The organism is Mycobacterium neumannii, from assembly GCF_048452905.1.
Lineage (GTDB): Bacteria > Actinomycetota > Actinomycetes > Mycobacteriales > Mycobacteriaceae > Mycobacterium > Mycobacterium neumannii_B.
The window spans coordinates 544,324-567,090 of the sequence record NZ_JBCGVF010000003.1; the positions used below are offsets into that span (position 1 = coordinate 544,324).

General features: G+C 66.0%; 20 protein-coding genes. 10 read left to right on the top strand and 10 right to left on the bottom strand.

Features of this window, described 5'->3' with window-relative positions:
• Positions 1-477: 477 nt before the first annotated feature.
• Entirely contained in the window at positions 478-1,992 is a 1,515-nt protein-coding gene (locus AAHH99_RS08875) for a hypothetical protein (protein WP_418768322.1), read from the top strand.
• Positions 1,993-2,058: 66 nt separating this feature from the next.
• Here AAHH99_RS08875 and AAHH99_RS08880 read toward each other — a convergent pair whose 3' ends face one another.
• Positions 2,059-3,819, bottom strand: a complete 1,761-nt coding sequence (locus AAHH99_RS08880) for an N-acyl-D-amino-acid deacylase family protein (RefSeq protein ID WP_418768323.1) — start codon at positions 3,817-3,819, stop codon at positions 2,059-2,061.
• A 92-nt stretch (positions 3,820-3,911) separates the two neighbouring features.
• Here AAHH99_RS08880 and AAHH99_RS08885 point away from each other — a divergent pair, with 92 nt between their 5' ends.
• Both AAHH99_RS08885 and AAHH99_RS08890 read left to right on the top strand, forming a co-directional pair.
• Positions 3,912-5,255 (top strand): aromatic ring-hydroxylating oxygenase subunit alpha, encoded by a 1,344-nt coding sequence (locus AAHH99_RS08885; protein WP_418768324.1) that lies wholly within the window; start codon positions 3,912-3,914, stop codon positions 5,253-5,255.
• Positions 5,230-5,862, top strand: coding sequence for a TetR family transcriptional regulator (locus AAHH99_RS08890; RefSeq protein ID WP_418768325.1), 633 nt, complete (start codon positions 5,230-5,232; stop codon positions 5,860-5,862). The genes AAHH99_RS08885 and AAHH99_RS08890 overlap by 26 nt, the downstream gene beginning before the upstream one ends.
• Positions 5,863-5,866: 4 nt before the next feature.
• Here the strand turns inward: AAHH99_RS08890 and AAHH99_RS08895 are convergent, their stop codons facing one another.
• From AAHH99_RS08895 to AAHH99_RS08910, 4 genes are read right to left on the bottom strand one after another with little or no spacing between them, the layout of a single operon-like run.
• Positions 5,867-6,277 (bottom strand): Zn-ribbon domain-containing OB-fold protein, encoded by a 411-nt coding sequence (locus AAHH99_RS08895; RefSeq protein WP_418768326.1) that lies wholly within the window; start codon positions 6,275-6,277, stop codon positions 5,867-5,869.
• Positions 6,278-6,280: 3 nt separating this feature from the next.
• The gene (locus tag AAHH99_RS08900; RefSeq protein WP_418768327.1) at positions 6,281-7,489 is read right to left on the bottom strand and encodes a thiolase family protein; all 1,209 of its coding nucleotides are present in this window, start codon (positions 7,487-7,489) and stop codon (positions 6,281-6,283) included.
• A gap of 19 nt (positions 7,490-7,508) precedes the next feature.
• Positions 7,509-9,728, bottom strand: a complete 2,220-nt coding sequence (locus AAHH99_RS08905) for an acyl-CoA dehydrogenase (RefSeq protein ID WP_418768328.1) — start codon at positions 9,726-9,728, stop codon at positions 7,509-7,511.
• Positions 9,725-10,732 carry an NAD-dependent epimerase/dehydratase family protein gene (locus tag AAHH99_RS08910; RefSeq protein ID WP_418768329.1) on the bottom strand — a complete coding sequence of 336 codons (1,008 nt, stop codon included), beginning with the start codon at positions 10,730-10,732 and terminating at the stop codon, positions 9,725-9,727. The genes AAHH99_RS08905 and AAHH99_RS08910 overlap by 4 nt, the downstream gene beginning before the upstream one ends.
• Before the next feature lie 121 nt (positions 10,733-10,853).
• Here AAHH99_RS08910 and AAHH99_RS08915 point away from each other — a divergent pair, with 121 nt between their 5' ends.
• From AAHH99_RS08915 to AAHH99_RS08930, 4 genes are all read left to right on the top strand, one after another.
• A complete protein-coding gene (locus AAHH99_RS08915; protein WP_418769567.1) occupies positions 10,854-11,426 on the top strand; it encodes a TetR/AcrR family transcriptional regulator in 573 nt (190 codons plus the stop codon).
• Positions 11,423-12,289, top strand: a complete 867-nt coding sequence (locus AAHH99_RS08920; protein WP_418768330.1) for an alpha/beta fold hydrolase — start codon at positions 11,423-11,425, stop codon at positions 12,287-12,289. The genes AAHH99_RS08915 and AAHH99_RS08920 overlap by 4 nt, the downstream gene beginning before the upstream one ends.
• 262 nt (positions 12,290-12,551) lie before the next feature.
• Positions 12,552-12,767, top strand: coding sequence for a three-helix bundle dimerization domain-containing protein (locus tag AAHH99_RS08925; RefSeq protein ID WP_418768331.1), 216 nt, complete (start codon positions 12,552-12,554; stop codon positions 12,765-12,767).
• A gap of 104 nt (positions 12,768-12,871) precedes the next feature.
• Positions 12,872-13,717, top strand: coding sequence for a mycofactocin-coupled SDR family oxidoreductase (locus AAHH99_RS08930; protein WP_418768332.1), 846 nt, complete (start codon positions 12,872-12,874; stop codon positions 13,715-13,717).
• A gap of 14 nt (positions 13,718-13,731) precedes the next feature.
• On the opposite strand, the gene AAHH99_RS08935 is transcribed toward AAHH99_RS08930, so the two are convergent.
• Positions 13,732-14,589: an SDR family oxidoreductase gene (locus AAHH99_RS08935; RefSeq protein ID WP_418768333.1), complete on the bottom strand. Its 858-nt coding sequence runs from the start codon at positions 14,587-14,589 to the stop codon at positions 13,732-13,734.
• A 376-nt stretch (positions 14,590-14,965) separates the two neighbouring features.
• Between AAHH99_RS08935 and AAHH99_RS08940 the strand changes: the two genes are divergently transcribed.
• A complete protein-coding gene (locus AAHH99_RS08940; RefSeq protein ID WP_418768334.1) occupies positions 14,966-15,229 on the top strand; it encodes a hypothetical protein in 264 nt (87 codons plus the stop codon).
• A 144-nt stretch (positions 15,230-15,373) separates the two neighbouring features.
• Here the strand turns inward: AAHH99_RS08940 and AAHH99_RS08945 are convergent, their stop codons facing one another.
• A complete protein-coding gene (locus AAHH99_RS08945; RefSeq protein WP_418768335.1) occupies positions 15,374-16,792 on the bottom strand; it encodes an HNH endonuclease signature motif containing protein in 1,419 nt (472 codons plus the stop codon).
• Between the two features lie 84 nt (positions 16,793-16,876).
• Positions 16,877-18,106, bottom strand: a complete 1,230-nt coding sequence (locus AAHH99_RS08950; RefSeq protein WP_418768336.1) for a TerC family protein — start codon at positions 18,104-18,106, stop codon at positions 16,877-16,879.
• A gap of 161 nt (positions 18,107-18,267) precedes the next feature.
• On the opposite strand from AAHH99_RS08950, the gene AAHH99_RS08955 reads away from it, so the two are divergent.
• The gene (locus AAHH99_RS08955; protein WP_418768337.1) at positions 18,268-19,032 is read left to right on the top strand and encodes an SDR family NAD(P)-dependent oxidoreductase; all 765 of its coding nucleotides are present in this window, start codon (positions 18,268-18,270) and stop codon (positions 19,030-19,032) included.
• A gap of 429 nt (positions 19,033-19,461) precedes the next feature.
• Here the strand turns inward: AAHH99_RS08955 and AAHH99_RS08960 are convergent, their stop codons facing one another.
• Together AAHH99_RS08960 and AAHH99_RS08965 are read right to left on the bottom strand one after the other, a co-directional pair.
• Positions 19,462-20,187 (bottom strand): TIGR02206 family membrane protein, encoded by a 726-nt coding sequence (locus tag AAHH99_RS08960; RefSeq protein ID WP_418768338.1) that lies wholly within the window; start codon positions 20,185-20,187, stop codon positions 19,462-19,464.
• Between the two features lie 11 nt (positions 20,188-20,198).
• Positions 20,199-21,749, bottom strand: a complete 1,551-nt coding sequence (locus AAHH99_RS08965) for a serine hydrolase domain-containing protein (protein WP_418769568.1) — start codon at positions 21,747-21,749, stop codon at positions 20,199-20,201.
• 165 nt (positions 21,750-21,914) lie between these two features.
• Between AAHH99_RS08965 and AAHH99_RS08970 the strand changes: the two genes are divergently transcribed.
• A complete protein-coding gene (locus AAHH99_RS08970) occupies positions 21,915-22,727 on the top strand; it encodes a DUF1906 domain-containing protein (RefSeq protein WP_418768339.1) in 813 nt (270 codons plus the stop codon).
• Positions 22,728-22,767: the final 40 nt, after the last annotated feature.

Sequence of the window (22,767 nt, forward strand, 5' to 3'; positions counted from 1 at the left end):
AAGCCCTGCGATCGGGTAGCCAACGCTTCAGCAACTTCTCGGCGGGCGGCCAGCAGACGCCTGCAGCATTGTGGTGCACGTCACGGCACGGCCGACAGGGTAGCGCTGGACGACGGCTGACTCTCGTGTAAGTTCCCTTGAGATCGCTTTCTGCACCGGCAAGCACCCTGCGTCATCTGCGATATGCCGAGTTATGGCGCGTCTGTGACAGCACAGAGCCAGCCAGCGTAACCCAACCTATTGTCTGGGACGAACTGCTTGCCTCTTAGGATAGGCTCAGCTAATCTTCAGCTGCCGTTCGGCAAATTCACAGGCACAACAGGAGAAAACGTGCAACTAGCAGTTCAGGCCGGTCCACCGGTCCACGACCTCAGACCCAGTTACTCACCATCGAGTCGTCGCAACTCCAAACTGGTGGTTGCTGGCGTCGCGATGGCAAGTGCCGGGGTGATCGCGGTCAGCCCGGTAGCTCCCCCGATGCCCACTGTTCAGGACGTCCAGGAGCGCGTGGCGCACGCCGCGGTCCAGCTCACGGCGGCCAGCAATCCGCTCCTTGTGTGGGGCCAGGCCATCGCCGACACGTTCGGCAGCCTGGAGACGCTGACCGGAGGCTCCACCGACGCAACGGTCAACCTCCTGAGGGAACTGAGCACTGGCTATATCTTTCTGGAAACCGCGAACGTCCTGATCCAGAACACCCTCAACCCGGGGCCTCTGCTCGATCAGTTCATCAACTTCAACTCGAATTTCGGTCCCACGATCAATACCGCGATTTCGGACACCATCGAGCGGCTGACGTTGGCTGCTGAGCAGTTCCCGGGTGTGGTGACCAATACCCTCACCTACCTGTCACAAGGGCAGTTCGTCGAGGCGTTCTCCGAGATCAACGGCTGGTTCGTGCTCAGGGTGCTGGGCGGAGTGCGGCCGCTGATTCCGATCCTCTCCATCCCCGGTCAGTTCGTGGGTGCGCTTCCGGGCGCGGAGAAGCTGCCGGCACTGCTCGATGTCGTCTCCGAGTTCGCGCTCACGAAGGCAATCTTCGAGCCCGTCCTCGGCTCGATCCTCCAGTCTGCGGAACTCCTCGATGCGACGCGGGAAGCGTTGACCGCAGGGAATTTCGGGGACGCCGCCGCAAACCTGGTGAACCTTCCGGTCATGGCGTTCAACGCTCTGATCAATGGCATGACGCCTGCCGGCACCACCGCAGAGTGGCAGGGCCTACTCGACCGCGGTCTTGTCAGCTACCTCACGGTTACGCTGCCCAACCTGATTGCCGACGCGATTGCGCCCCCCGCCCCTGCTGCGTCCACTTTCGGTGCACCGGGCGGCCCGGGTGAGTTCAGCTTCGGCGGTGACACACTCGCGATCAGCCTCGCCAACGACGGCGAGGGTGAAGGCGACGGTGCTGGTGAAGGCGAAGGCACGGGCGAAGCCACCAACGAAGGCCAAGGCACGGGCGAAGCCACCGGCGAAGAGTCGGGCGAAGGTACCGGCGAAGCGTCGGGCGAAGGTGCTGGCGTAGGCGAAGGCACGGGCGAAGCCACTAACGAAGGCCAAGGCACCGGCGAAGAGTCCGGCCAAGGCCCCAGCACGGGCGGCAGCACCAACACCGGCAGCAACACCTCGGGTATCAGCACCAGCAGGGGCGACGGCGCCGGCAAGGGTAGCACCACCGGCTCGAACAGCGGTACCGGCTCGAGCAACGGCTCCAGCTCGACCGGCAGCACCGGCTCGACCACCGGCTCCAGCTCGACCGGCAGCACCGGCTCGACCACCGGCTCGGGCGCGGGCAGCAGCCCCGCAACCGGCACCGGTGCGGACGGCAGCACCGGCAGCAGCACGGGCACCGGCTCGGGCTCGGGCAGCGGTGCCGGCTCGGGCAGCGGTTCCGGCTCCGGCTCGGGCAGCGGTGCCGGCTCGGGCAGCGGTTCCGGCTCCGGCTCGGGCAGCGGTTCCGGCTCCGGCTCGGGCAGCGGTTCCGGCAGCAACTAAGTAGTGGGACGATGACGGCCCCCTCGGCAACGAGGGGGCCGTCTCTCGTCAGCGGTGTATCCGCAATCAGCGAGCGCCGCGCACAAGCCGCCCCGGCCGGGCGCCGGTATCGATGCCATTGCGGCGCGTCACCACGCCGCTGACGATCGTCGCGGTGTAACCGGAGGCGCCCTGCACCAACCGCTGTCCCCCCGCGGGCAGGTCATAGGCCATCCGTGCGGGATGCAGAGTCAAGGCATCCATGTCGATGACATTGACGTCGGCCTTCTTGCCAACCTCGATGACGCCGCGATCGGTCAGCCCGAACAGCTGCGCAGTGTCGTGAGCCTGCTTGCGCACCACGTATTCCAGCGGAAGCTTGTCACCGCGGCGGCGGTCCCGCGCCCAGTGCGTGAGCAGGAAGGTGGGATACGACGCGTCACAGATCATGCCGCAATGTGCGCCGCCGTCGGACAGTCCGACTACACCAGCCGGATGCAGCAGCATTTCCCGGATCGCGTCGTGGTTGCCGTAGAAGTAGTTGTAGAACGGCAGCATCAGCATCGCCGTTGCGTCGTCCTCGAGCATCAGGTCGTACAACGTGGCCAGCGGGTCCTCACCGCGGTCGCTGGCGATCTTGTCCACGGTGCGTTCGACGGTCGGTTCGTAGTCGGGCGGATCGCCCAGCGCATAGATGCGGCCCAACGAGTGCTGCACAAGCGCGAACATGTTGTCGAACAACACATTCGGGTCCGGCGGCAGGTCCTCCTCGGCCAGGATCGCGGCCTTGACCGCCGGGTCCGCCAAGCGCGCGGCCAACTCCTCGCGGCCGCATTCGGCCTTCAGCTTCCGGAATGTCGGCCGGTGGGTGAAAGCGTGATGGCCCGGGAATCCGAACAGCATCCCGAACGGGCGGGCGGCGATCTGCGGATAGAGCTCGCTGCCTGACGCGTGGGCCTCGGCCGAAATGTCAAGCTGCTCTCGCCACAGGTCGGGCGCCGCATCGACCTGGATCATCCCGAACGAGATGGGCCGGTCGATCTCGGCGGCGAGACGCTTCATCCATTCCAGTTCCTTCTTGGGCGCGATGATGTCCTCGCCTGCCACGCCCTGCGGCGCCAGCTCGAACACCGCTCGCCCGCCGGCGGCCATGGCGCGGCCGAGGCCGAACAACTCGTCCTCGGCGGCGAAGGTGCCCGGAACCGGTTCGCCGTCGATGGCCCGGTGCCCCAGCGTGCGCGACGTCGAGAAACCCAGCGCACCGGCCTCGATGCCCTGCTGCACGAGGCGGGCCATCGCCGCGATGTCCTCCGGTGAGGCGGGCTCGTTGCGGGCTCCGCGCTCCCCCATCGCATACGCGCGCACCGCGCCGTGGGCGATCTGACTGCCCACATCGATGGCGAAGTCCTGCTTCTCGACGACATCGAGGTATTCGGGGTAACTCTCCCACCCCCACGAAATGCCCTCGGTGAGCGCGGTGCCCGGGATGTCCTCGACGCCCTCCATCAACCCGATCAGCCATTCCTCGTGGCCTGGCCGCACCGGTGCGAACCCGACGCCGCAGTTGCCCGTCACCACGGTGGTCACCCCGTGGCCGCTGGAAGGCTCGAGCAAGCTGTCCCAGCTGACTTGCCCGTCGTAGTGGGTGTGGATGTCGACGAAGCCGGGGGCGACGACTTTCCCGGTCGCATCGATCGTCTCGGCGGCTTCGCCCTCGAGCGGAGCGTCGCCAGGTCCGCGGCGACGGACTTCGACGATCTTGCCGTCCCTGATACCGATGTCGGCGGTGTACCGGTCCGCTCCTGTGCCGTCGACGACGGTTCCGCCGGTGATTTTCAGGTCGAACACGATTACTCCTCCGCATCCGGATTTCAGCCGCTAGTGTCGGGCACTGTAACACCGTTACAGAAGCTTCGCGGCGACTTCGGAGAGGACCGTTCGTGACGCACACAGCGCAAGAAGTCCGACGCGAAGATGCGATCGGCACCCCGCCCGCGCGGCCCACCCTGGTGCCCGCCGAGCGGTACTACTCGCCCGCATTCGCTGCGCTCGAGATCGAACGCATGTGGCCCAAGGTGTGGCAACTGGCCTGCACGACCGACCACGTCGCCGAGCCCGGCGATTTCTTCGAATATCGCTGCGGCCCATACTCCGTGCTGATCGTCTGCGGCGACGACGGCGATCTGCGGGCGTTTCAGAACGTGTGCCGGCATCGCGGCAACTCACTGTGCTCCGGGGCGGGCTCGGGTCTGCGCGATCTGCGGTGCGGGTACCACGGCTGGACATGGGATCTCGGCGGATCGCTGCGGCGGGTACCGAACCGCAAGGGGTTCGGCGAATTACACATGTCCGAGCTGCCGCTGGTGCCGCTCGCCGTCGACACCTGGGAACGGCTGGTCTTCGTCAACCTCGATGTCGACGCGATACCGCTGCTCGACTACCTGGAGGAGATGCCCGCCGACGTCAAATGGTGCAGGCTGGCCGACTTCCGCTGCTACGCCACGATGACGATCGACGTCGACGCCAACTGGAAGACTATCGCCGACGGCTACAGCGAGACCTACCACATTCAAACCTTGCACCCCGAGTTGCATCGTTGTATGGACGATGTTTACGCCCCACAGACGATCTGGGGACACACGGGCAAATCCGAACAGCTGTACGGGGTGCCGAGCCCCCACTTGAAACAGTCGGTCAGCGACGACGAGGTGTGGGACGCATACGTGTGCACGCAGGGCGCATTGATGGGCGTCGAGGAGGGCACCCCGCTGCCCGACGACCGCGAAGCCGGCGCGTCGGTCGCCGATGTCATCGCCGCCCGCACACGCGCATTCGCCGCATCCCGCGGCGTCGACCTGCAATGGGCGGACACCGAGCAGATCATGCGGCTGCACCAGTACAACGTATTCCCGAACATGACGCTGCTGATGAATGCCGACCACCTGACGGTGATGACGTCACATCCGGGATCCGATCCGGACCGCGGCGAGTTGGTGATGCTGCTGTGGACACGGATGGCGCCAGGCGCGCCACGTGCCAAGCCCGTCGACGTGCGCATGAAGGCCGACGAAGCCCACCCCGGACTGGTTCTCACCCAAGACATCTCGGTGTTGGCGGGTTTACAGCGGGGCCTGCACCAGCCGGGCTTGAAGCACCTGACGCTGTCCAACGAGGAGCGCCGCGTGATCAACATGCACCGCAACCTGGAGCGCTACCTCGACCTGCCCGAGTCCGAACGGATGACCGGGGGTGAGCCCGGTGGCGACACGACGGACGGCCGCTAAGGCCCAGGAGGCGGTCAACGCAGAGGTCATCCTCGACGCCGCCGCCAGGATGATCGAACTGCACGGGGTGGACGGCTTCACCATGCGCGGGCTCGCCGAGCAGCTAGGGGTGGCGGTGACGTCGATCTACTGGCACGTCGGCGGCCGCGACAAGCTGTTCGACAGTCTCGTGGACCGACTGCTCGACGAGATGGCACATCTGCCCACCGAGGGCGACAACGCGGTCGACCGCATCGCGTCGCTCGCGCATGCTCAACGGCGGGCGCTCATCAACAGACAACATCTACTCGCCATCGCCCACGAGCGCGACCAGACACCCCGGTTGTTCCTGCCGGTTCAGCAGGCGCTGGCGGCCCAACTCGCCGAGCTCGGGGTGACGGGCCAGGACGCTGCCCTGGTGCTGCGCGCGGTGGAAGTGCATGTCATTTCGTCTGCGGTGATGCAGTTTTCGGCCGTGCGCGGTGAGAAGCACGATGAGGAGGACCCGTCGCTGTGGACCGATGACTGGCCCGACCGTGCCCTCGTGCAAGCGCTGCAGTCACCCACCGACTATGACGCGGTGTTCGCCTACGGCCTCGAAGCGCTGCTGGCCCCGCTGCGGCGCTGAGCGACTATGCCGGTGTGTAGCGCAGCATCGTCACGTCGTGCTCAGGGTAGTCGAAGAACACGGGTTTGACCCGCATCCCGACTCTCAGGTCGCCGGGTTCGACGTCGACCAGCTCGGTGGAAAATCGCGGTCCCTCATCCCATTCGACGATCGCCAGCAGCTGCGGCACCGCATCGGCGAAGTGCGGCCCGACGGGCCGGCGCGCCACCGTGTACGAGTACAGCGTGCCCTTTCCGGAGATCTCGCGCCACTCGAGGTCGTCGGCGAAGGTCTTCGGCGCTCGCACCCTCGGATAGAACACGTACACATCCGATGAGGGCGAATACTGGATCCGAATGCGGTGCTGAGCCAGCGCTTCCCAAAAAGGCGCAGTGGTAGGGGTTTTCACCGGCATGGGCCGCTCGAAGGTGGTCACGGGTCAGTCTCCCTCCAAGATCAGAGCGGTCTGCTCGGACAAGATTCCACCGTTACCGGACACGAACGCGCGATTGCAGTCGGGCACCTGCCCGGAGTCGGCCCGGCCCATGATCTGGCGCGTCGCATCGCAGATGTGGTGCATCCCGCCCGCCAGACCGGCCTGGCCGAAACCGAGTTGGCCCCCGGCGGTATTGAGCGGGAAGTCCCCGCGGAACGTGAGGTCGTGGTCGGCGACGAACTGCATGCCCTTGCCCTTCTCGCAGAACCCGGCGTCCTCCAGCGACAGCACCACAGTGATCGTGTAGCAGTCGTAGATCGAGACCATGTCCATATCGGTGCGGGTCAGATCGGTCATGCCGAATGCGGTTGCGGCGGCCTCCGCCATCGGGGTGTGCAGGAGATCGGCCGCATACGTGGGGGTCTTGAACGGGACGTGCTCGCCGAAGCCCTTGATCCACACCGGCCTGTTGCGCGCCCGTTTGGCGATGTCCGCACTCGCGACGACCACCGCTGCGCCGCCCACACACGGCATCACGATCTCGAGCATGTGCAACGGGTGGGCGATGATCGGGCTGTCCAGCACGTCGTCGACGGTGAGTGGCTTGTCTTTCCAGATCGCGCCTTCGGTGTGATTGGCATTGACGCGCTGATCGACGACGATCTTGGCCATCGCCCGCTCGTCATAGCCGTACACCGCTCCGTAGCGGGTGGCTACCTGACCGTATGGCCCATTCTGCCCCAGGTTGCCGTACGGGATCTCGAATTCCGCCTGCGGAGAACCGTACTGATTGCTCGACGAACCGAAGAACACGGCATCCACCAACGGCTTCGGCTTCTTCTCCGACATCGGCGTGATGTAGCGCGCCGGCAGCGCACACAGCACCACGTCGCACAAGCCGAGCTCGACCGCCGCGGCCGCCCGCCACACCATCGCTGCCGCGCTCGCCCCGCCGAGGTCGACGAGCTCAGCGAAGTTGGCTCGCACACCCAGGTATTCGGCGATCGTGGACGGTACGAAGATCTCCGACTCGGCAAGGTGCGAGGTGACGATGCCGTTGACGAGCTCCCCTGAGAGCCCGGCGTCCTGCAGCGCAGCCGACGCCAACTCCGCCCACTGTTCGAGGGTGAACGGCGCCGGAGTGGCCTTGTTCATCCGCTCCGGCGGGAGTTCGATGTAGCCGACGATCGCGGCTTCACCACGTAGTCCCATGGGTGTCCTTTTTGGTTGATCACTTGCGCGGAAGCCCGAGGATCATCTGGGCGATGATGTTGAGCTGAATTTCCTTGGTGCCGCCGCCGATCAGCTCGGCGGGCACTCGAAGATACGGCTGTACGACGTCGGAATCGGCGGCCATCGCCGATCGGCCCGCCGAGCCGAGGGTTGCCGGAAACGTGCGTCGCAGAAGCACGTTCATCGCGACCTTGGCGATGCTGGACGCCGCGCCCGAAGCTTGCCCGTCGAGCAGCCGGATAGTCTCGCGCACACCGAGTGCTTTGATCGCGTTGGCGTAGGCGTCGAGTTCGCCGAGCTCGCGCAGTGCGTCCCGACCCGCCCCCTCGGGTGCCGCGGCGCTTCGACGCAGTGGCTCTGCCCGGTCGTACTGCACGTAACCGCTGATGGCCGAACGTTCTTCGGCCATGGTGGCGATGGCCAGCGCCCATCCTCCGGTCGGTTCGCCGAGCAGCATCTCGTCGGGGACGAAGACGTCGTCGAGGAAGACCTCGTTGAACTCCTGTTCCCCGCTGGCCTGCTTGATCGGCTGAATCTCGATTCCGGGTGAGCGCATGTCGATGATGAAATAGCCGATGCCACGGTGTTTCGGGGCTGTCGGATCGGTCCGGGCAAGTAGCGCTCCGTAGTCGGCCCGGTGCGCCGACGAGGTCCAGATTTTGTGCCCGTGGATGCGCCATCCGCCGTCGAGCTTGGTCGCCCGCGTTGCCAACGCGGCGAGATCCGAACCCGCACCCGGCTCGCTGAACAGTTGGCACCACGCCAGTTCGCCGCGCTGGGTGGGCGTGATGAGCCGCTGCTGCAGCTCTTTCGAGCCGGCCTTGATCAGTGAAGGCAGGATCCACTCGGCGATTCCCAGCGACGGTCGTACCACCGAGGGGCGCTTGCCGAACTCCTCGTCGATGATTAGCTGTTGCAGCGGGCTGGCGTCGATTCCCCAGGGCGGCGGCCAGTGTGGGGCGATCAATCCCGCATCGGCGATGGCGGTGCGCTGCGCGCCCGTGGCGAAGTGCTCGTAGTCGCCTTGGCGGCCCGGGCCGTCGTTGCGCAGCGCCGCGGCCTTGTCGAGGGTCTCGGCGATCCGGGCGCGGAACGTGGCTTCGGCATCACCGAGGTCGACCGAGAAGTCGCGCTGACCAGTGGCGGTCAGCTCACCCAGCCGTTTGGCCCAGCGATTCCTGTCGCCGATCGACGCGGACAGGCTGGTGGCCCGTCGCCAGTAGAGGTGCAGGTCGTGTTCCCAGGTGAAGCCGATGGCGCCGAACATCGTCAGCGTGTCCAGGGCAAGGTCCGGGCACGGTGCGACGGCCATCAGCGCCGCACCGGCCGCCGCCATCGCGTGTTGGTCGATCGGTTCGGACGCCGCGCGCAAAGCGTCCCAGGTCGCCGCGCTGGCCAACTCGCTGTTGACCAGAAGCATTGCGGCGCTGTGCTGCAGCGCTTGGAACGTGCCGATGAGCTTGCCGAACTGTTCGCGCGTGCACAGATGTGCGGTGGCGGCTTCCACACACCACTGCGTGATACCGGCGGCCACGCTCGCTGTCAGCGCGGTGGCAAGGTATTCGGCCCGTTCGGCGTCGATCCCGTTGAGCACGTCGGTCTTCTCGACCGGATACTCGGTCAACCGCAACCTGCCGAGGTCGGTCAACAGGTCGGTGCCGCGCACGGATTCGACGGCCGCCGCGGGGTGCCTCGTATCGACGGCGAGCCAGATGCTATTCCCGCGGTCGGTGGTGGCAGAGACCAAAGTCGTTGTCGCCGTGCAGATCCCCGCGAGTAGGTTCGAGTCGCCGTCGATCGACCACCGCTGGCCGTCGTCGCGGGCAGTGAACGTCGAGTTCCCGGGCAACGCCAACGCGGCCGCGTCGCCGTCGGCGAGGCGAGTCAGCAACGCTGCGGCCGAAGGGGTAGGTTCGGCCAACAAGGCGACCGCGCCCGTCGCCACGGTCGGCAGCAGCGGTCCGGGAAGCGATGTCCTGCCAGCCGCCTCGAGCACGCAGGCGGCATCGAGGAGGGCGCCGCCCTGACCGCCGTAGTTCTCGGGCAAGTGCACGGAGTGAAATCCGTTGGCGACGAAGTCCTCCCACCATGAAGGCAGGCGGCCCTGGGCAAGCAGGTCGAAGGATTCGCGGGTGGCCGACACCGGGGCGCGCCGCGCCGCGAACTGCGCGACCGACTCGCTGAGTTCCCGTTGTTCGGGGGTCAGGGCCAGGCTCACACGGACTCCCTGCCGGACCGGCGTGATGTTCGGAAGAAATGCGCGGCCGCCGCGATCGCGTCGGGTGTCGGCGACGGCTCCCAGCCCAACTCGCGCACCGCCTTCGAGTGGTCCACTACAGACATGATGTTCATCAGCCGGATGTTCAGCGGTGCCAACTTGGTGTCACAGCCGCGGAGCCGGGCGATCCAGCTGCTCGGGTAGCTCGCGGCTGCCATCAATGCGATCGGGACGCCGCGTCGGGGAGGCTCGACGCCCACTGCGCTACAGCCGGCTTCGAAGATCTCTCGCGCGCTCATCCACCGCTCGGAGACGATGTAGCGCTCACCGATCCGGCCGCGCTCACCCGCGAGGATCATGGCTCGCGCTGCATCCTCGATGCCGACGGTCTCGCTCTCGAAGCCGTCGATGTAGAACGGCAGCTTGCCGCGCACGGCCGCCGAAAGCAGCGCCCCGTGCGGGGTCGGCAGCCAGTCCTCCGGCCCGTAGGTGTTCGAGACGCACATCGCGACGGCGGGAAGGCCCTTCTCGGCGCTGTAGCTCAGCACCATCTGCTCGGCCTGCACCCGGCTGCGGACGTAATCGCCACCGACGTCGAGCCAGTTGTGAGCGGTGGTCTCGTCGACGGGGCCGTCGCTGGAGCGGCCGATAGTGGCGATCGAACTGGTGAACACGAAGCGATGCAGTCCCGCGTCGACGGCGACATCCAGCACCGCTTGTAGGCCGTCGACGTTGGTGCGCCACATCGGCGCGGGGTCGAGCAGCCACGGACGCGCGTCGACGACGCAGTAGTACACGACATCGCATCCACGCATCGCGGAGCGCACGCCGTCCACGTCGAAGATGTCGCCGCGCCGGATGTCGACCGGCAAACCGCCGATGCCGCGGGTCGAACTGGTCGGACGGATGAGCACGCGCACGTCGTCGCCGCGGGCGACCAGTTGCTTGGTGACGTGGGAACCCAAGAAGCCGCTGGCGCCGATGACGAGCTTATTGGGCGTCACCGGTGACCGGCCAATCGCGTCCCTCTCCACTCTAACGAGACGCAACGTCTCGTCTTGCCAAAGATTATGCAGTGCTGTCACCATCTGTAAAGCCGACCCCCGTCAGATGCGGAGTCAACCGATGGTCACCGAGGCGAAAGCGCCCCGCCGCCGCAGCGAGCGGTCGCGAACGGCGATCATCTCGGCCACGAAGGAACTGCTGCTGCAGCGCGGGTTCGACGGGCTGAGCATCGAGGCGGTCGCGGCGCGCGCCGGTGTCGGCAAGCAGACGATCTACCGGTGGTGGCCGAGCCGCCCGGCTCTCGTCGCCGATGTGCTACTCGAGGATGCGGACAAGATCCTGCGGCCCGTCGGGCACACCGACGACCTCGCGGCGGACCTGAGCCGGTGGTCGGCCAGCCTCGCGGCCACGCTCACGGGCGAGCGCGGCAACGCCATGCTTCGCATCCTCACCGTCGCGGGAATGGAGCATGAGGACATCAAGGCACGCATGCAGGCCGGCTTCAGCGACCCACTGCACGAGGGCGTCAGAGCGCGGTTGTCGGCCGGCGGGATCGACGACGCCACATCGCAGGCGGCGGCCGACGCCATCGTCGGCGGAATCGTGTACGCGATCCTGACCGAAGGGCGGTCGTTCCGCCGAAGCCGGGCCGAGGCGATCACTCGGACCGTCATCGCCGGGACATGCCGATGAGCGCGGCCCCCAACGTGTTTCGCGTGTCCGGCAACGATGGCGTGACGATTGTCGCAGACCGCATCGGGGATCCGACCGCGCCGGCTGTGGTGTTCTTGCACGGCGGCGGACAAACCCGACGCTCATGGGGCCGAGCGGCGGCCGCGGTCGCCGAACGCGGATGGCAGGCCGTCACGGTCGACTTCCGCGGGCACGGCGAGTCCGACTGGTCGGCCGACGGTGACTACCGCGTTGCCACCTTCGCCGCGGACGTGCTCGAGGTGCTCCGGGAACTCCCCGACCGGCCCGTCATCGTCGGCGCTTCCCTTGGTGGGTTCACCGCGATGCTGCTCGCCGGTGAACTCGCGCCCGGTGCAGTGCGCGCAATCGTCCTCGTCGACATCGTGCCGGATATGAACCAGTCCGGCGCGTCACGCATCCACGACTTCATGGCCGAGAAGATGACGTCGGGCTTCGCATCGCTCGACGAGGTCGCCGACATGATCCAGCAGTACAACCCCCACCGACCGAGGCCCGCCGACCTCAACGGCTTGAAGACGAACCTGCGCGAACGCGACGGTCGCTGGTACTGGCACTGGGATCCGAAGTTCATCGACGGCACCGCCGCGCTGCCGCCGATCGAAGTGACTGAAGTGGACCGGATGCACGCCGCGGTCGACGCGATTCTGCGCAACGGAGTTCCGATGCTGCTGGTGCGCGGGCAGATGAGTGACCTCGTGACCGAAGCGCGCGCCCGGGAGTTCCTCGGCCGCTTCCCCGAGGTCGACTTCGTCGATGTCGGCGGCGCCGGACACATGGTGGCCGGAGATCGCAACGACGCCTTCGCCGAGGCCGTGGTGAACTTCGTCGTTCGGCACACTTAGGGTTGCCCTCACGAAAGTACCTGCCCGGCAGCCTGCTTCGTACGTCAGCACCCTTGCCGGCGCGGCAGGCGGCCGCGGACGATGCTGATCGAGAGAGCCGCCGGCCACGCGCTACTGCAGAAAAGTCCTCCGCCGGGTGGCGCAGGAGATCGGCGAAGCGCCCGAGGACGTCTGAGGCGGGCTCACGGTACGACGCGACGAGTGAGAGATTTCATCCAGTCGCACCTTGACCGGTTAGCCCCTCTAAGAGCAAGATTTGCCCGTGATCGAGTTGAATGAGCAGCAGATCCTGGATCAGATCGCCGCCCGTCTGGCGGGGTCCTATCCCAGCGTTCCCGCGGATGCGGTGACGAGCCTGGTCCGCGAACAGCACGCCCGCTTCGCGGGTCGTCCCATCCGCGACTTCATCCCGTTGTTCGTCGAGCGACAGGCGCGTGCCGAGCTCGAGCGAATCGAGCCCCCTGCCGCGCGGGTCTGATTTCCGCGGCCACCTTTTTGACCTCCTCTGGGGAGCGTCGAATCAGCACCCCTCGGCGCTACCGTGTTGACTGACCGCCACTTCCGTGTACGCGAAAGGCCGCAATGACAGAGAACAGGGTCGGCCGGGTTGCCGGCAAGGTCGCGTTCATCACCGGCGCCGCCCGCGGTCAGGGGCGCGAACACGCGGTCCGGCTCGCCGAGGAGGGGGCCGATGTCATCGCCGTCGACGTCTGCGCTGACATCGATGCCGCCGGATATCCCGGTCCCACCGAGGCAGACCTCGCCGACACGGCAACGCTGGTCGAGAAGTCGGGCCGCCGCATCGTGACCGCCAAGGCGGATGTGCGCGACCTCTCGAGCCTTCAGACGGCTCTCGAGCGCGGGGTCGGTGAACTCGGATCGCTCGACATCCTCGTCGCCAACGCCGGCATCAGCGCCGACCCGGCGCCCGCCGCGATGATCCAGGAATCCGCGTGGCAGACGATGTTCGACATCAACGTGACCGGCGTCTGGCACACCGTGAAAGCCGCACTGCCGCACATGACCAACGGCGGTGGCTCGATCATCCTGGTCAGTTCGATGTTGGGGCTTCGCGGCGGCGGCTACATGGCCCACTACGCGTCGGCCAAGCACGCTGTGGTCGGGTTGATGAACTCGCTGGCCAATGAGCTTGCACCGCAATGGATCAGAGTCAACTCGATCCACCCCGGCAACATCCTGACGCCGATGATCGACAACGATCACTTCCGACGCACGGTCCGGCCCGATCTCACCGATCCGACGATGGAGGACGCCACGCAGGTCATCGGACACTTCCACATGCTGCCGAAACCGGTGATCGAAGCACGCGCCGTGAGCAACGCCGTGTTGTTTCTGGCTTCCGACGAATCGCAGTACATCACCGGAGCGGCGTTACCCGTTGACGCCGGCGCCGTAGCCAAGTTCTGACTTTTCGGTGGCGGCTATTTGGACTTGGTGGCGTTGAACCTCTGGAACCGCCACAGGTACGACGGCAGCCGCCGAGCGGGCACGGATTTCGGCCAGTCCCGCGACCGGAAGTAGGCGTCCGACCCGCCGTCGACGAAAATGATGCTGCCGCAGAGGAAGTCGGCGGAGTCGGACAGCATGAACAACATCCAGTCGGCGAGCTGGCCGGGATCTCCGAAACCCCCGACAGGCACCGGGAAAGCGTTGACCGCCTTGGCCTCGCGCGGTGTGGCCAGTTGCTTCTCCAGCAGCGGCGTCATGATGGCGCCGGGGGCGAGGGCGTTGAGCCTGATGCCCGCGCCCGCCCACTGTGATGTCACCGCGGTGCGCCGGACCCAATGGGAGACCGCGATTTTGGAGGCTGCATAGCCGAGCGACGGCGCGGCAGGCCCGGACAGCTTCAGGGAGCGCACCGCCTTGTCGGTATCGCCGTCCAAGAGCGCACGCACTGTGCGTCGCGGCACCGCGGGGGTGGTGGTCGTCGAATTGCTGCCGATCACCACGACTTTGGCTCGATCAGTAGCGGCCAGAGCGGGGCGCCATGCCCGCAACAGGTCGACCACACCGCGATAGTTGACCTCGAATATCCGCCGCGTGCTGTCCTTGCCGGGCGTCGGCCCGATTCCTGCGGCCAACACGGCACCGTCCAGTCGGTCAGACCTGGCGAGCACCTGATCAGCGGCGGTCCGTCGCCCATCGGCGGTCGACAGGTCGGCCTCGATGTCGCCTTCTTTGACGTCGACAGCGATGACGGTGTGCCCCTGTGCCCGCAGCTTGGTGGCGGCTTGCTGACCCATGCCGGACGCGGCCCCGGTGACTACGTACACACCCATCTCGACCATCCCCTGCCATCGACCGCTTCTCGTTCACCCAACGTCGACGGGCAGCGTAACGGTGAGCACAGTCCTGCCTTTCTAGACGTCGCTCTCCTGCGCCTCGAAGGCCGCCGGTTCTGCGATCTTTGATCGCGAGGTGTGCACTGGCTCTCCTGGGGCACAGACGTGCCATGAGCCATGATCCGTATGCATCTACGGACCGAATCAGCTCGGCGATCTGGGTGGGCATCGCGATCGGAGATGTCGGCGTTCGTCTTGCTGTCGGCGATCCTCGCCGCGGGTTGAACTTTTTGGGATCGGTAGTCCCGGTCCCCGGCTGTACTTCAGTCACGACGAAGCCACCCCGGCAACGTGATGACGAAAAGGAACAGCAATGAACATCGTCCCCGCCCGCGTCGAAGAGCAGGTCGGTCGCGTCGACCGGACGTACAGCCTGGTGATCGGAATCTCCGCGGGACTGACTGCGCTCTGGTCGATCTACCGCGTGCTCTGGCTCTTCTACACGGCTGCGACGTTCTCCAGCATCGGATGGTCACCGGTGTCGCTGGTGGTGCCGCTCGTGCTGTGGCTTGTGATCGGTGTCGCCGCGGGGTATGTCGCGGCCGCATTCCTGATCCGGTACGCCAAGCAGCCCTGACCACGTTCGAACGGGGGCCGCAGCGATGCGGCCCCCTTCGGTGTATGCGGAGCCGTTCTGCGACCGTGCCCGTCGGCGGTAGGCATCGCGTGAAGGCGCGCCCGACTCGCCCACACACGTGCGAAGTGCTGTGCGGCAGGCTATTCACCCTCGTTCTGATTCGTCGCCGTCGTCGCTGTCGGGACACTCTGCGCTGTCCTCGTCGTCTCCCTCGTCGGGGATGAGGTAGCGGTTGGGGTGGTGATAGTTATTGACGCGGGCTTGGCCGGTGTCGAGCTGCGGCGGAGGAAGCCATGCGGTGCGCCCGTCTTTGCGTTTGTAGGTGCGCCAGCCGCCGGGTTTGACCCGCCGATTGTCGGGGCCACACGCCAGAGTCAGCTCGTCGATGTCAGTCTGACCGTCAGCGGCCCAATCGTTGTCCCCATGATGCACCTGGCAGTGGTAAGCCGGGGCGGTGCAGCCGGGCCGGGTGCAGCCCCGATCCCTGGCGAAGAGCACCAGCCGTTGGGCTTTGGACGCCAAGCGTCGAGCCCGCCCGAGGTAGAGGGGTTCTTCGGTGGCCTTGTCGAAGATCGCCAGATAGTGATGCGCCTCAGCGGCTTGGCGGATCACCTCGCTCATCGGCACCAATGACCCGCCCCCGGTGAACCCATGCCCGGTGCCCGACTCCAGTTCCTGCAACGTGGTGGTGATCAGCAGCGTCGCCGGCAACCCGTTATTGCTGCCCAACGTGCCCGAGGCGAGCAACTTCCGGCACATGGCATTGAGCGCATCGTGGTTGCGCTGGCCGGTCGTGCGGGCGTCCGCCGACACCGCTTCAGGCGACGGCTCGCCGTCCACACACGCGGTGTCATCGGCCGGGTTGTTCTTGCCGGGGGCGGCTTCGGTGGCCAGGACCGCCTCCAACGCCGCCCGGGTGGCCGGATCAACCAATCCGCGCAGCTCACTCATCCCATCAAGGCGCTGCCGGCCCAGCCGCAACCAGCGCTGCGCTGCGCGCACCTCATCGGAGAAGTCCCCATCCGGGTTCAAATAGGCCGCCAGCCGGTGCGCGGCCGCGCGCAACTCCTCAGGCGTGTGTTTGGTCGCCAGCTGCGCCAGCTGAGCCTCGGCGGCCTCGCGCACGTCAAACGGCGTCGAGGCCGGCACCTGCTGATCAAAGAACCGCCGGATCACCCGCACATGCTCCGCACCCACCAGGCCCTTCTCCACAGCCGCGGCGGTGTGGGCCAGCACCGGTTCGAGTGTCTCGCCGGTCATGGCCTGGCGCGGCCCCAACGCCTGAGCCTCGGCCACCCGCCGATGCGCCTCAGCCTTGGAAATGCGCAACAACACCGCCAACGCCCCGGCCACGCTGCGCTCCCCCAACTCCTCGATCGGCGCACGACCCAGCCCGGCCACCATGCTGTGGCTGACTGCCGCTTGGCGCCGGGTGAAGCTCTCCCACTGCGCTGTCAGTGCCAATTGCTCAGAAGTGGTCAAGGCGTCGAACGACTCGGCGACCAACGCGGACAGCTGGTCGGCCATCCCCGCGATAACTTCGCTCATATGTTCGAATCCCACATTGCAACGTTAACCCCGCCCACCGACAAACCAGGCCTACTTGTGACTACTGAAACCAAAGAGACACAAGTGATTTCCCGAGCGCTATGGGGCTGTGAGCCCCTTGCGGGTGAAGGGTTCAGCTTCGCCACGGTCGACCGCCTCATCGTGCTTGGCGGCCGCGCGATCGAGCAGCTCGATGAGCGCATCTTCGTCACGAACCAGCTGCCGGTACTTGGGGCCGAGCTCCAAGATTTGGTCACGCTCGCGAAGGAGCGCCTTGAAGATGCGTTCGCGTTCCGCGGCGCTGCTTGTGTACTCGGAATCGAGATAGGCCCGAGCGTGCCGGCGAGCGTTGGCGATCGCAGTCTGGGCCGATCCCCTCTTACTGAACAGCGATGCGACGACGGTGACGACGAGCACTCCGATGATCACCGAGAGCGAGAGGCCGGTGCTGACCTCCACGACCGTGACAGGTTCTCCGTCGTTGATGAACGGCACGTTGTTCTCGTGCAGCGCATGCAGAATCAGCTTCACACCGATGAACGCCAGGATCGCCGCGAGACCGTAGGAAAGGTAGACCAGCCGGTCGAGCAGGCCGTCGATGAGGAAGTACAGCTGCCGAAGGCCCAGCAGCGAGAACGCCGTCGCGGTGAAGACGATGTAGACGTTCTGGGTCAGACCGAAGATCGCCGGGATCGAGTCGAGAGCGAAGAGGATGTCGGTGCCGCCGATGGCGACCATGACCAGCAGCATCGGCGTCATCGCGCGCTTGCCGTCCACGGTCGTGAACAGCTTGTCGCCGTCGTAGTGGTCGGTGGTGTGAAAGAGCTTGCGCGCCAGCCGAATGATGAAGTTGTCGGCGGTCTCCGAGTCGCTGTTGTTCGGTGCCAGCATGTTGCCCGCAGTAATCAGAAGGATCAGCCCGAACGCGTAGAAAACCCAGGCGAAGGTGTTGATCAGCGCAGCGCCGACGAAGATGAAACCGGTCCGCGCGATCAACGAGAACACGATGCCGAACAGCAGCACCTTCTGCTGGTCCTCGCGTGGCACGCGGAAGCTGCTGATGATAATCAAGAAGACGAAGAGGTTGTCGACCGACAGCGCTTTCTCGGTGATATATCCCGCGAAGTACTCGCCGCCGGGGTCGACGCCCCCGAAGATCAGCACACCGATCCCGAACAGCACCGCGATCCCGACGTACAACGCCGACCAGATCGCTGCCTCCTTGAGGGTCGGGACGTGGGCCTTGCGCACATGGAAGAAGAAGTCGAAAGCCAAGAGTCCGACGATGGCGACGATCGTCAGTGCCCACACCCATCCGGGTACAACCATGCGTTACTCGCTATCCCTTACCGGAACCGACTGCCCCTAGTGGTGCCCGCAATGGCCGGTTCGAACCCTCGACGGGCTGGCACCGCCAGGCCGACGCGATGTACCCCACACATTACGGTTGGTGTCGCACAGCTACCACGATAGACAGGAGAACGTCGGAGATGACGATTCTGGACCGCTTCCGACTCGACGATAAGGTCGTCGTCATCACCGGCGCATCGTCCGGGCTTGGAGTGTCGTTCGCCGAGGCGGTTGCACAAGCCGGTGCGGATGTGGTGCTGGCCGCCCGACGTGCCGAAAAGCTCGAAGCCACAGCAGAACTCGTCAGGGCCGCCGGCACGCGTGCCCTCAACGTCCAAACCGACGTCGCAGACCCCGATCAGTGCACGGCGCTCGTCGACGCGGCGATGCGGGAGTTCGGCCGCGTCGATGTGTTGGTGAACAACGCCGGAGTCGGCACCGCCGTGCCTGCCACTCGGGAAACGCCTGAGGAGTTTCGCAAGGTCGTCGATGTCAACCTCAACGGCTCATACTGGGCCGCCCAAGCGTGCGGGCGTGTGATGCAGCCGGGCAGTTCGATCATCAACATCTCCAGCGTCTTGGGTCTGACCACCGCGGCGCTCCCCCAGGCCGCCTACAGCGCCAGCAAGGCGGCGATCGTCGGCCTCACCCGCGACCTCGCCCAACAGTGGGGTGAGCGCAAGGGAATCCGCGTCAACGCCCTGGCACCGGGCTTCTTCAAGTCCGAGATGACCGACGAGTACAAGCCGGGCTATCTGGACCGCACCCTGGCCGACCGCGTCGTGTTCAAGCGCTTGGGTGAGCCACACGAGCTGTCGGCCGCCGTCGTCTGGCTCGCATCCGAGGCCGGTGGCTACGTCACCGGTCAGACCATCGTGGTGGACGGTGGCGTGACGATCACGTAGGCGTCGCGCAACCACGTAGGCGTCCTGCAACGCTTCGCGTTCGCTTCGGTCACGAAACGCGTACAGGACCGTCAGCACCGCAGTGTCGGTGATTCCATTGACCCCAGCGGCTCGCGGATGACGGGCCGGAAGGTTGTTTATGGGTTCGCTCGGACTGCCGTTTTGGGTGGGGCTGCTGGTCGTGGTCGCGATCCTGGGCGCCGTGTGCGGATTCGCCGCGTCGACGGCCATGCGGCGGAATAATCGACATACGCGGCGCATCTTTCTTCTGGGCGCTTTGTGTGGATTCCTGGCCGGCGCGACCGTCGTCGGGCGGCGCAGCGTCATCGCCGGAACCCGCGCCGTCCTTCGGCGCGCCGGGACCCAGTCGTTGACCCGACTTGGCCTTCCTTCGCCGCCGCCTCGACGGCGCCGGCTCTCGATAGGACGCTAAGCCGCCTCGACGTGTCGTCGCTTCCGCTCCCATGGCCACGTCATCAGTGCCCACGCGGCGACGATGATCGCCACCTCAACCGCCAGATACATCGGCCACGGCCCGAACACATCCAACAACGATGCGGTCGGGGGCTTCCTGTTCAGATAGCCGTAATTCGTGCCGACGATCGCGTTGAAGGTGAAGGTCGCCGCGGCCCAGATCAGGGTTACGACGATGGTGAAGCGGTAGCTGCGCCATCGCGGACGATTCCCCCGTCCCCACGTGAGGTAGATGGCCGCCCAGACCGCGAAGACGTGAAGCACGAAGAACGTGAGAAACAGGTGATGCGGGAAATCCGGTGCGCCCTCCCGAGGTGTTCCCACGTCGGGCGTGAGCAATGCCTGCGAACTCAGCAGCAGACACCAGTAGTACGTCAGCGCGAAGGCCCAATGCCGTTGCGACCACAGCGCGTAGGCGGCCGTGAGTTCGGCGATGTCGCACAGTTGGATCGGTATGGAAGTCTGGATGTCGGGTCGGATCACCTTGTAGACCAACGCCACCGCGAACGCCGCGACGATCAGCAACGCGAATACGCGTGAGAACACCCGCGCCTGCGCTTCGGTCTGTCTACGGCCCAGCCAGATCAGCAGTGCCGCGCCTACCGCGAAGATCGCGAGGACCGCCAAGTGCGATGGTCCGTACGCCTCGAACTGTCTTTGCGTGTAGTACAACTCGGTCATTTCCTACTCGTTCAGCGGGGTTTGGGGGCCGGTTGCGTGTCGGTGTTCAGGTCCAGCGCTCGGGCGGTCACCGTGGCGAGTTCTCCTTGTAGGTTCGAAAGCGGTCTGCTGCCGCGGATGTGGATGACGTTCGTCAGCAGGACCACATAGGTGTCAGAAGCCGGATCTATCCACATCGACGTCCCGGTGAATCCGGTATGCCCGAAGCTGCCGACGGGAAAGAGCAGTCCACGTGGTTTCGAATGGCCCGTGTCGATATCCCAACCGAGCCCGCGCAGGTTTTGACCCTGTATCGCCGGATAGTTCGGGGCGAGAAGCGGATTCGGGTTGGGTGCCGCGGCGATAGCCTCTCGGACGGCTTCGTTGGCCGCTTCGACCTGTCCGGGTGAGTGGCCGGGTTGCTGGGGCGTCGTCATCAGCCGAACGGATTCCTGCGTCAACGGGAACGTGCTGGGGCGGCCCGCCAATCGGTCCAGCAGCGCCTGCGCGTAGGCGCTGATGTCACGGGCCGTCGAGAAAACACCGGCATGCCCGGCGACGCCACCCATGCGCCGTGCTGTCGGATCGTGGACCGTGCCTCGCAGCGGGAAGTCGAGATCGGGGTTGGCGCCCGGTTGGGCTCTGCCTTCCTCGTCGAGGGCGGTCGGCGCGATCCGGGTCAAAACGTCGGTGTTCCAGGCGCCTTCGGGACAGGTGGTCGGTGCAGGCGGCTCCGATGTGGCCGCCCACGCGACCGCGGTCCCTCTGATCTTGTGCGGGCCGCACGCCTTGGTCGGAGGGAGGTAGCGGGTGTCCTCCATGCCGAGGGGCGCGAACACGTTCCGCTGGACGTAGACGTCTTCTGGTTCGCCGGTGATCTCTTCGATCAGCGCCCCGAGCAGGATGAAGTTGATATCGGAGTAGCGGAATACTTCTCCTGGCTCGAATTGCAGCGGCGTGGCGAGCGCGCGGCGGATTCCTTCGGCGCTGTCGGGGTCGGCCAGGCCCCACGGATCCCGCAGGTCGATATCGCCCGCGATACCCGAAGTGTGGGTGAGCAACATGCGCAGCGTCACCTGGGTCCGCTGCGGATCGCGCGCACTGTTGAAGGCAGGCAGATAGTGCTGCACCGGTTCGTCGAGTCCGACCTTGTTCTGTTCGTAGAGCTGCATGACGGCGGTCGCCGTTGCGAGGCTCTTGGTCAGGGACGCAACGTCGAAGATCGTGTCCTCGGTCATCGGCTCGGCAGGTGCCGGGGCCCCGTCGAGCCCGGGCTCGCCCGCCAGCTTCCGTGAGCCGTACGCATGGTGGACGACGAACTCGCCACGATGTCCGACCGCGACCACTGCGCCGGGCAGTTCGTGTGCGGCAATCGCGTTGTTGATCAACTCGTCAACGGGCGGCAGCCCGGGTGCCGGGATGGCCGTGGTGGGCGTCGCGGTCGACGGGGGCGGCGGCGCGGCCCGCACACCGGAGTCGGCCGGCGGATGATCGACCCCGCCACCGCACGCCGCAGACGCGGTCAGAGCGAGAACGACCGTGGCGATGGAAAGGCACCTCGACAAGGACCCTTTGCCGTGCATGGCGAGTCGGTCTGCGGGCATGGCCACCCCGTCCGGTCGAAGGTTCGGGTGCGACGCCGCCGTGTCCAGCTGCGTATCGGTCATCAGCATAGAGCGGGGGCGTTTCGGTACAGAGGAATCAATCGACCGGCACCGGTGCGTCGTCAATGTTGTTAGCATCGCGCCGTGCAGGACTCCCCGAAGTCATCGAATCGTGGCGGAGGGCACTTTCCTTCACGACGCGAACTTTTCAAGTATGCCGTCGCGGCGCCGCCGCTGTTCTTCCTCGGGGCAGCGGCAGCGACCCTTTCGGGCCCGAGTGCATCGGCGGCCCCCCTGCGCCTCGTCGACTTCGCGCACCGCAAGGTTCCGGCCGATCAGCTCAAGGCAGCGGGCTTCGACGGGGCGCTGGTTTACGTCTCCGAACTGCGGCCGGGCGCTGACTTCGACTTCAAACCGGTGACGCGCGAGTATGCCGACTCGCTGCGTGCCGAGGGCTTGCATGTTGTCAGCTGCTATCAGTACGGCAAGCCGGGTTGGCCGACGCCGTCCGATTACACGCGCGGATACGACGGTGGTGTCGCCGACGCCCTGACCGCGCAGCGATTGCACAATGCCGCGGGTGGTCCTGATTCGGCACCCATTTTCTTCAGCGTCGACGAGGACATCGACGCTGAGACGTGGGAGAACGTCGCGCTCGAGTGGTACCGCGGAATCAATTCGGTGTTGGGGGTCGATCGCACTGGCTTGTACGGCCACGCTCGGGCGTGCTCGTGGGCGATCGGCGACGGCGTTGTTGGCCGCTCGACCAGCGACGGACATTGGTGGGTGTGGCAGACCAAGGCCTGGTCGGCTGGTGAGCGCGATCCCCGGGCTGTGCTCTATCAGGCCGTGGTGATCGGCCCGTCCGAGCCCGGCGTGCCCATCGGAGACACCCACGTCGACGTCGACGAAGTCCTGGCAGCCGACTTCGGCCAGTGGGATCTCGACCGAAGCTGACCCCCGTCTGCCAGGGCATTTCGCCGGGATGCCATGAATT

Coding starts and splice junctions, on each gene's coding strand:
- AAHH99_RS08935 (WP_418768333.1), bottom strand. CDS start 14,589: ATGGGTGTGTACGTAGTCACCGGGGCCGCGTCCGGCATGGGTCAGCAA.
- AAHH99_RS08950 (WP_418768336.1), bottom strand. CDS start 18,106: ATGGTTGTACCCGGATGGGTGTGGGCACTGACGATCGTCGCCATCGTC.
- AAHH99_RS08955 (WP_418768337.1), top strand. CDS start 18,268: ATGACGATTCTGGACCGCTTCCGACTCGACGATAAGGTCGTCGTCATC.
- AAHH99_RS08930 (WP_418768332.1), top strand. CDS start 12,872: ATGACAGAGAACAGGGTCGGCCGGGTTGCCGGCAAGGTCGCGTTCATC.
- AAHH99_RS08900 (WP_418768327.1), bottom strand. CDS start 7,489: ATGGGACTACGTGGTGAAGCCGCGATCGTCGGCTACATCGAACTCCCG.
- AAHH99_RS08960 (WP_418768338.1), bottom strand. CDS start 20,187: ATGACCGAGTTGTACTACACGCAAAGACAGTTCGAGGCGTACGGACCA.
- AAHH99_RS08915 (WP_418769567.1), top strand. CDS start 10,854: ATGGTCACCGAGGCGAAAGCGCCCCGCCGCCGCAGCGAGCGGTCGCGA.
- AAHH99_RS08920 (WP_418768330.1), top strand. CDS start 11,423: ATGAGCGCGGCCCCCAACGTGTTTCGCGTGTCCGGCAACGATGGCGTG.
- AAHH99_RS08875 (WP_418768322.1), top strand. CDS start 478: ATGCCCACTGTTCAGGACGTCCAGGAGCGCGTGGCGCACGCCGCGGTC.
- AAHH99_RS08965 (WP_418769568.1), bottom strand. CDS start 21,749: ATGCACGGCAAAGGGTCCTTGTCGAGGTGCCTTTCCATCGCCACGGTC.
- AAHH99_RS08940 (WP_418768334.1), top strand. CDS start 14,966: ATGAACATCGTCCCCGCCCGCGTCGAAGAGCAGGTCGGTCGCGTCGAC.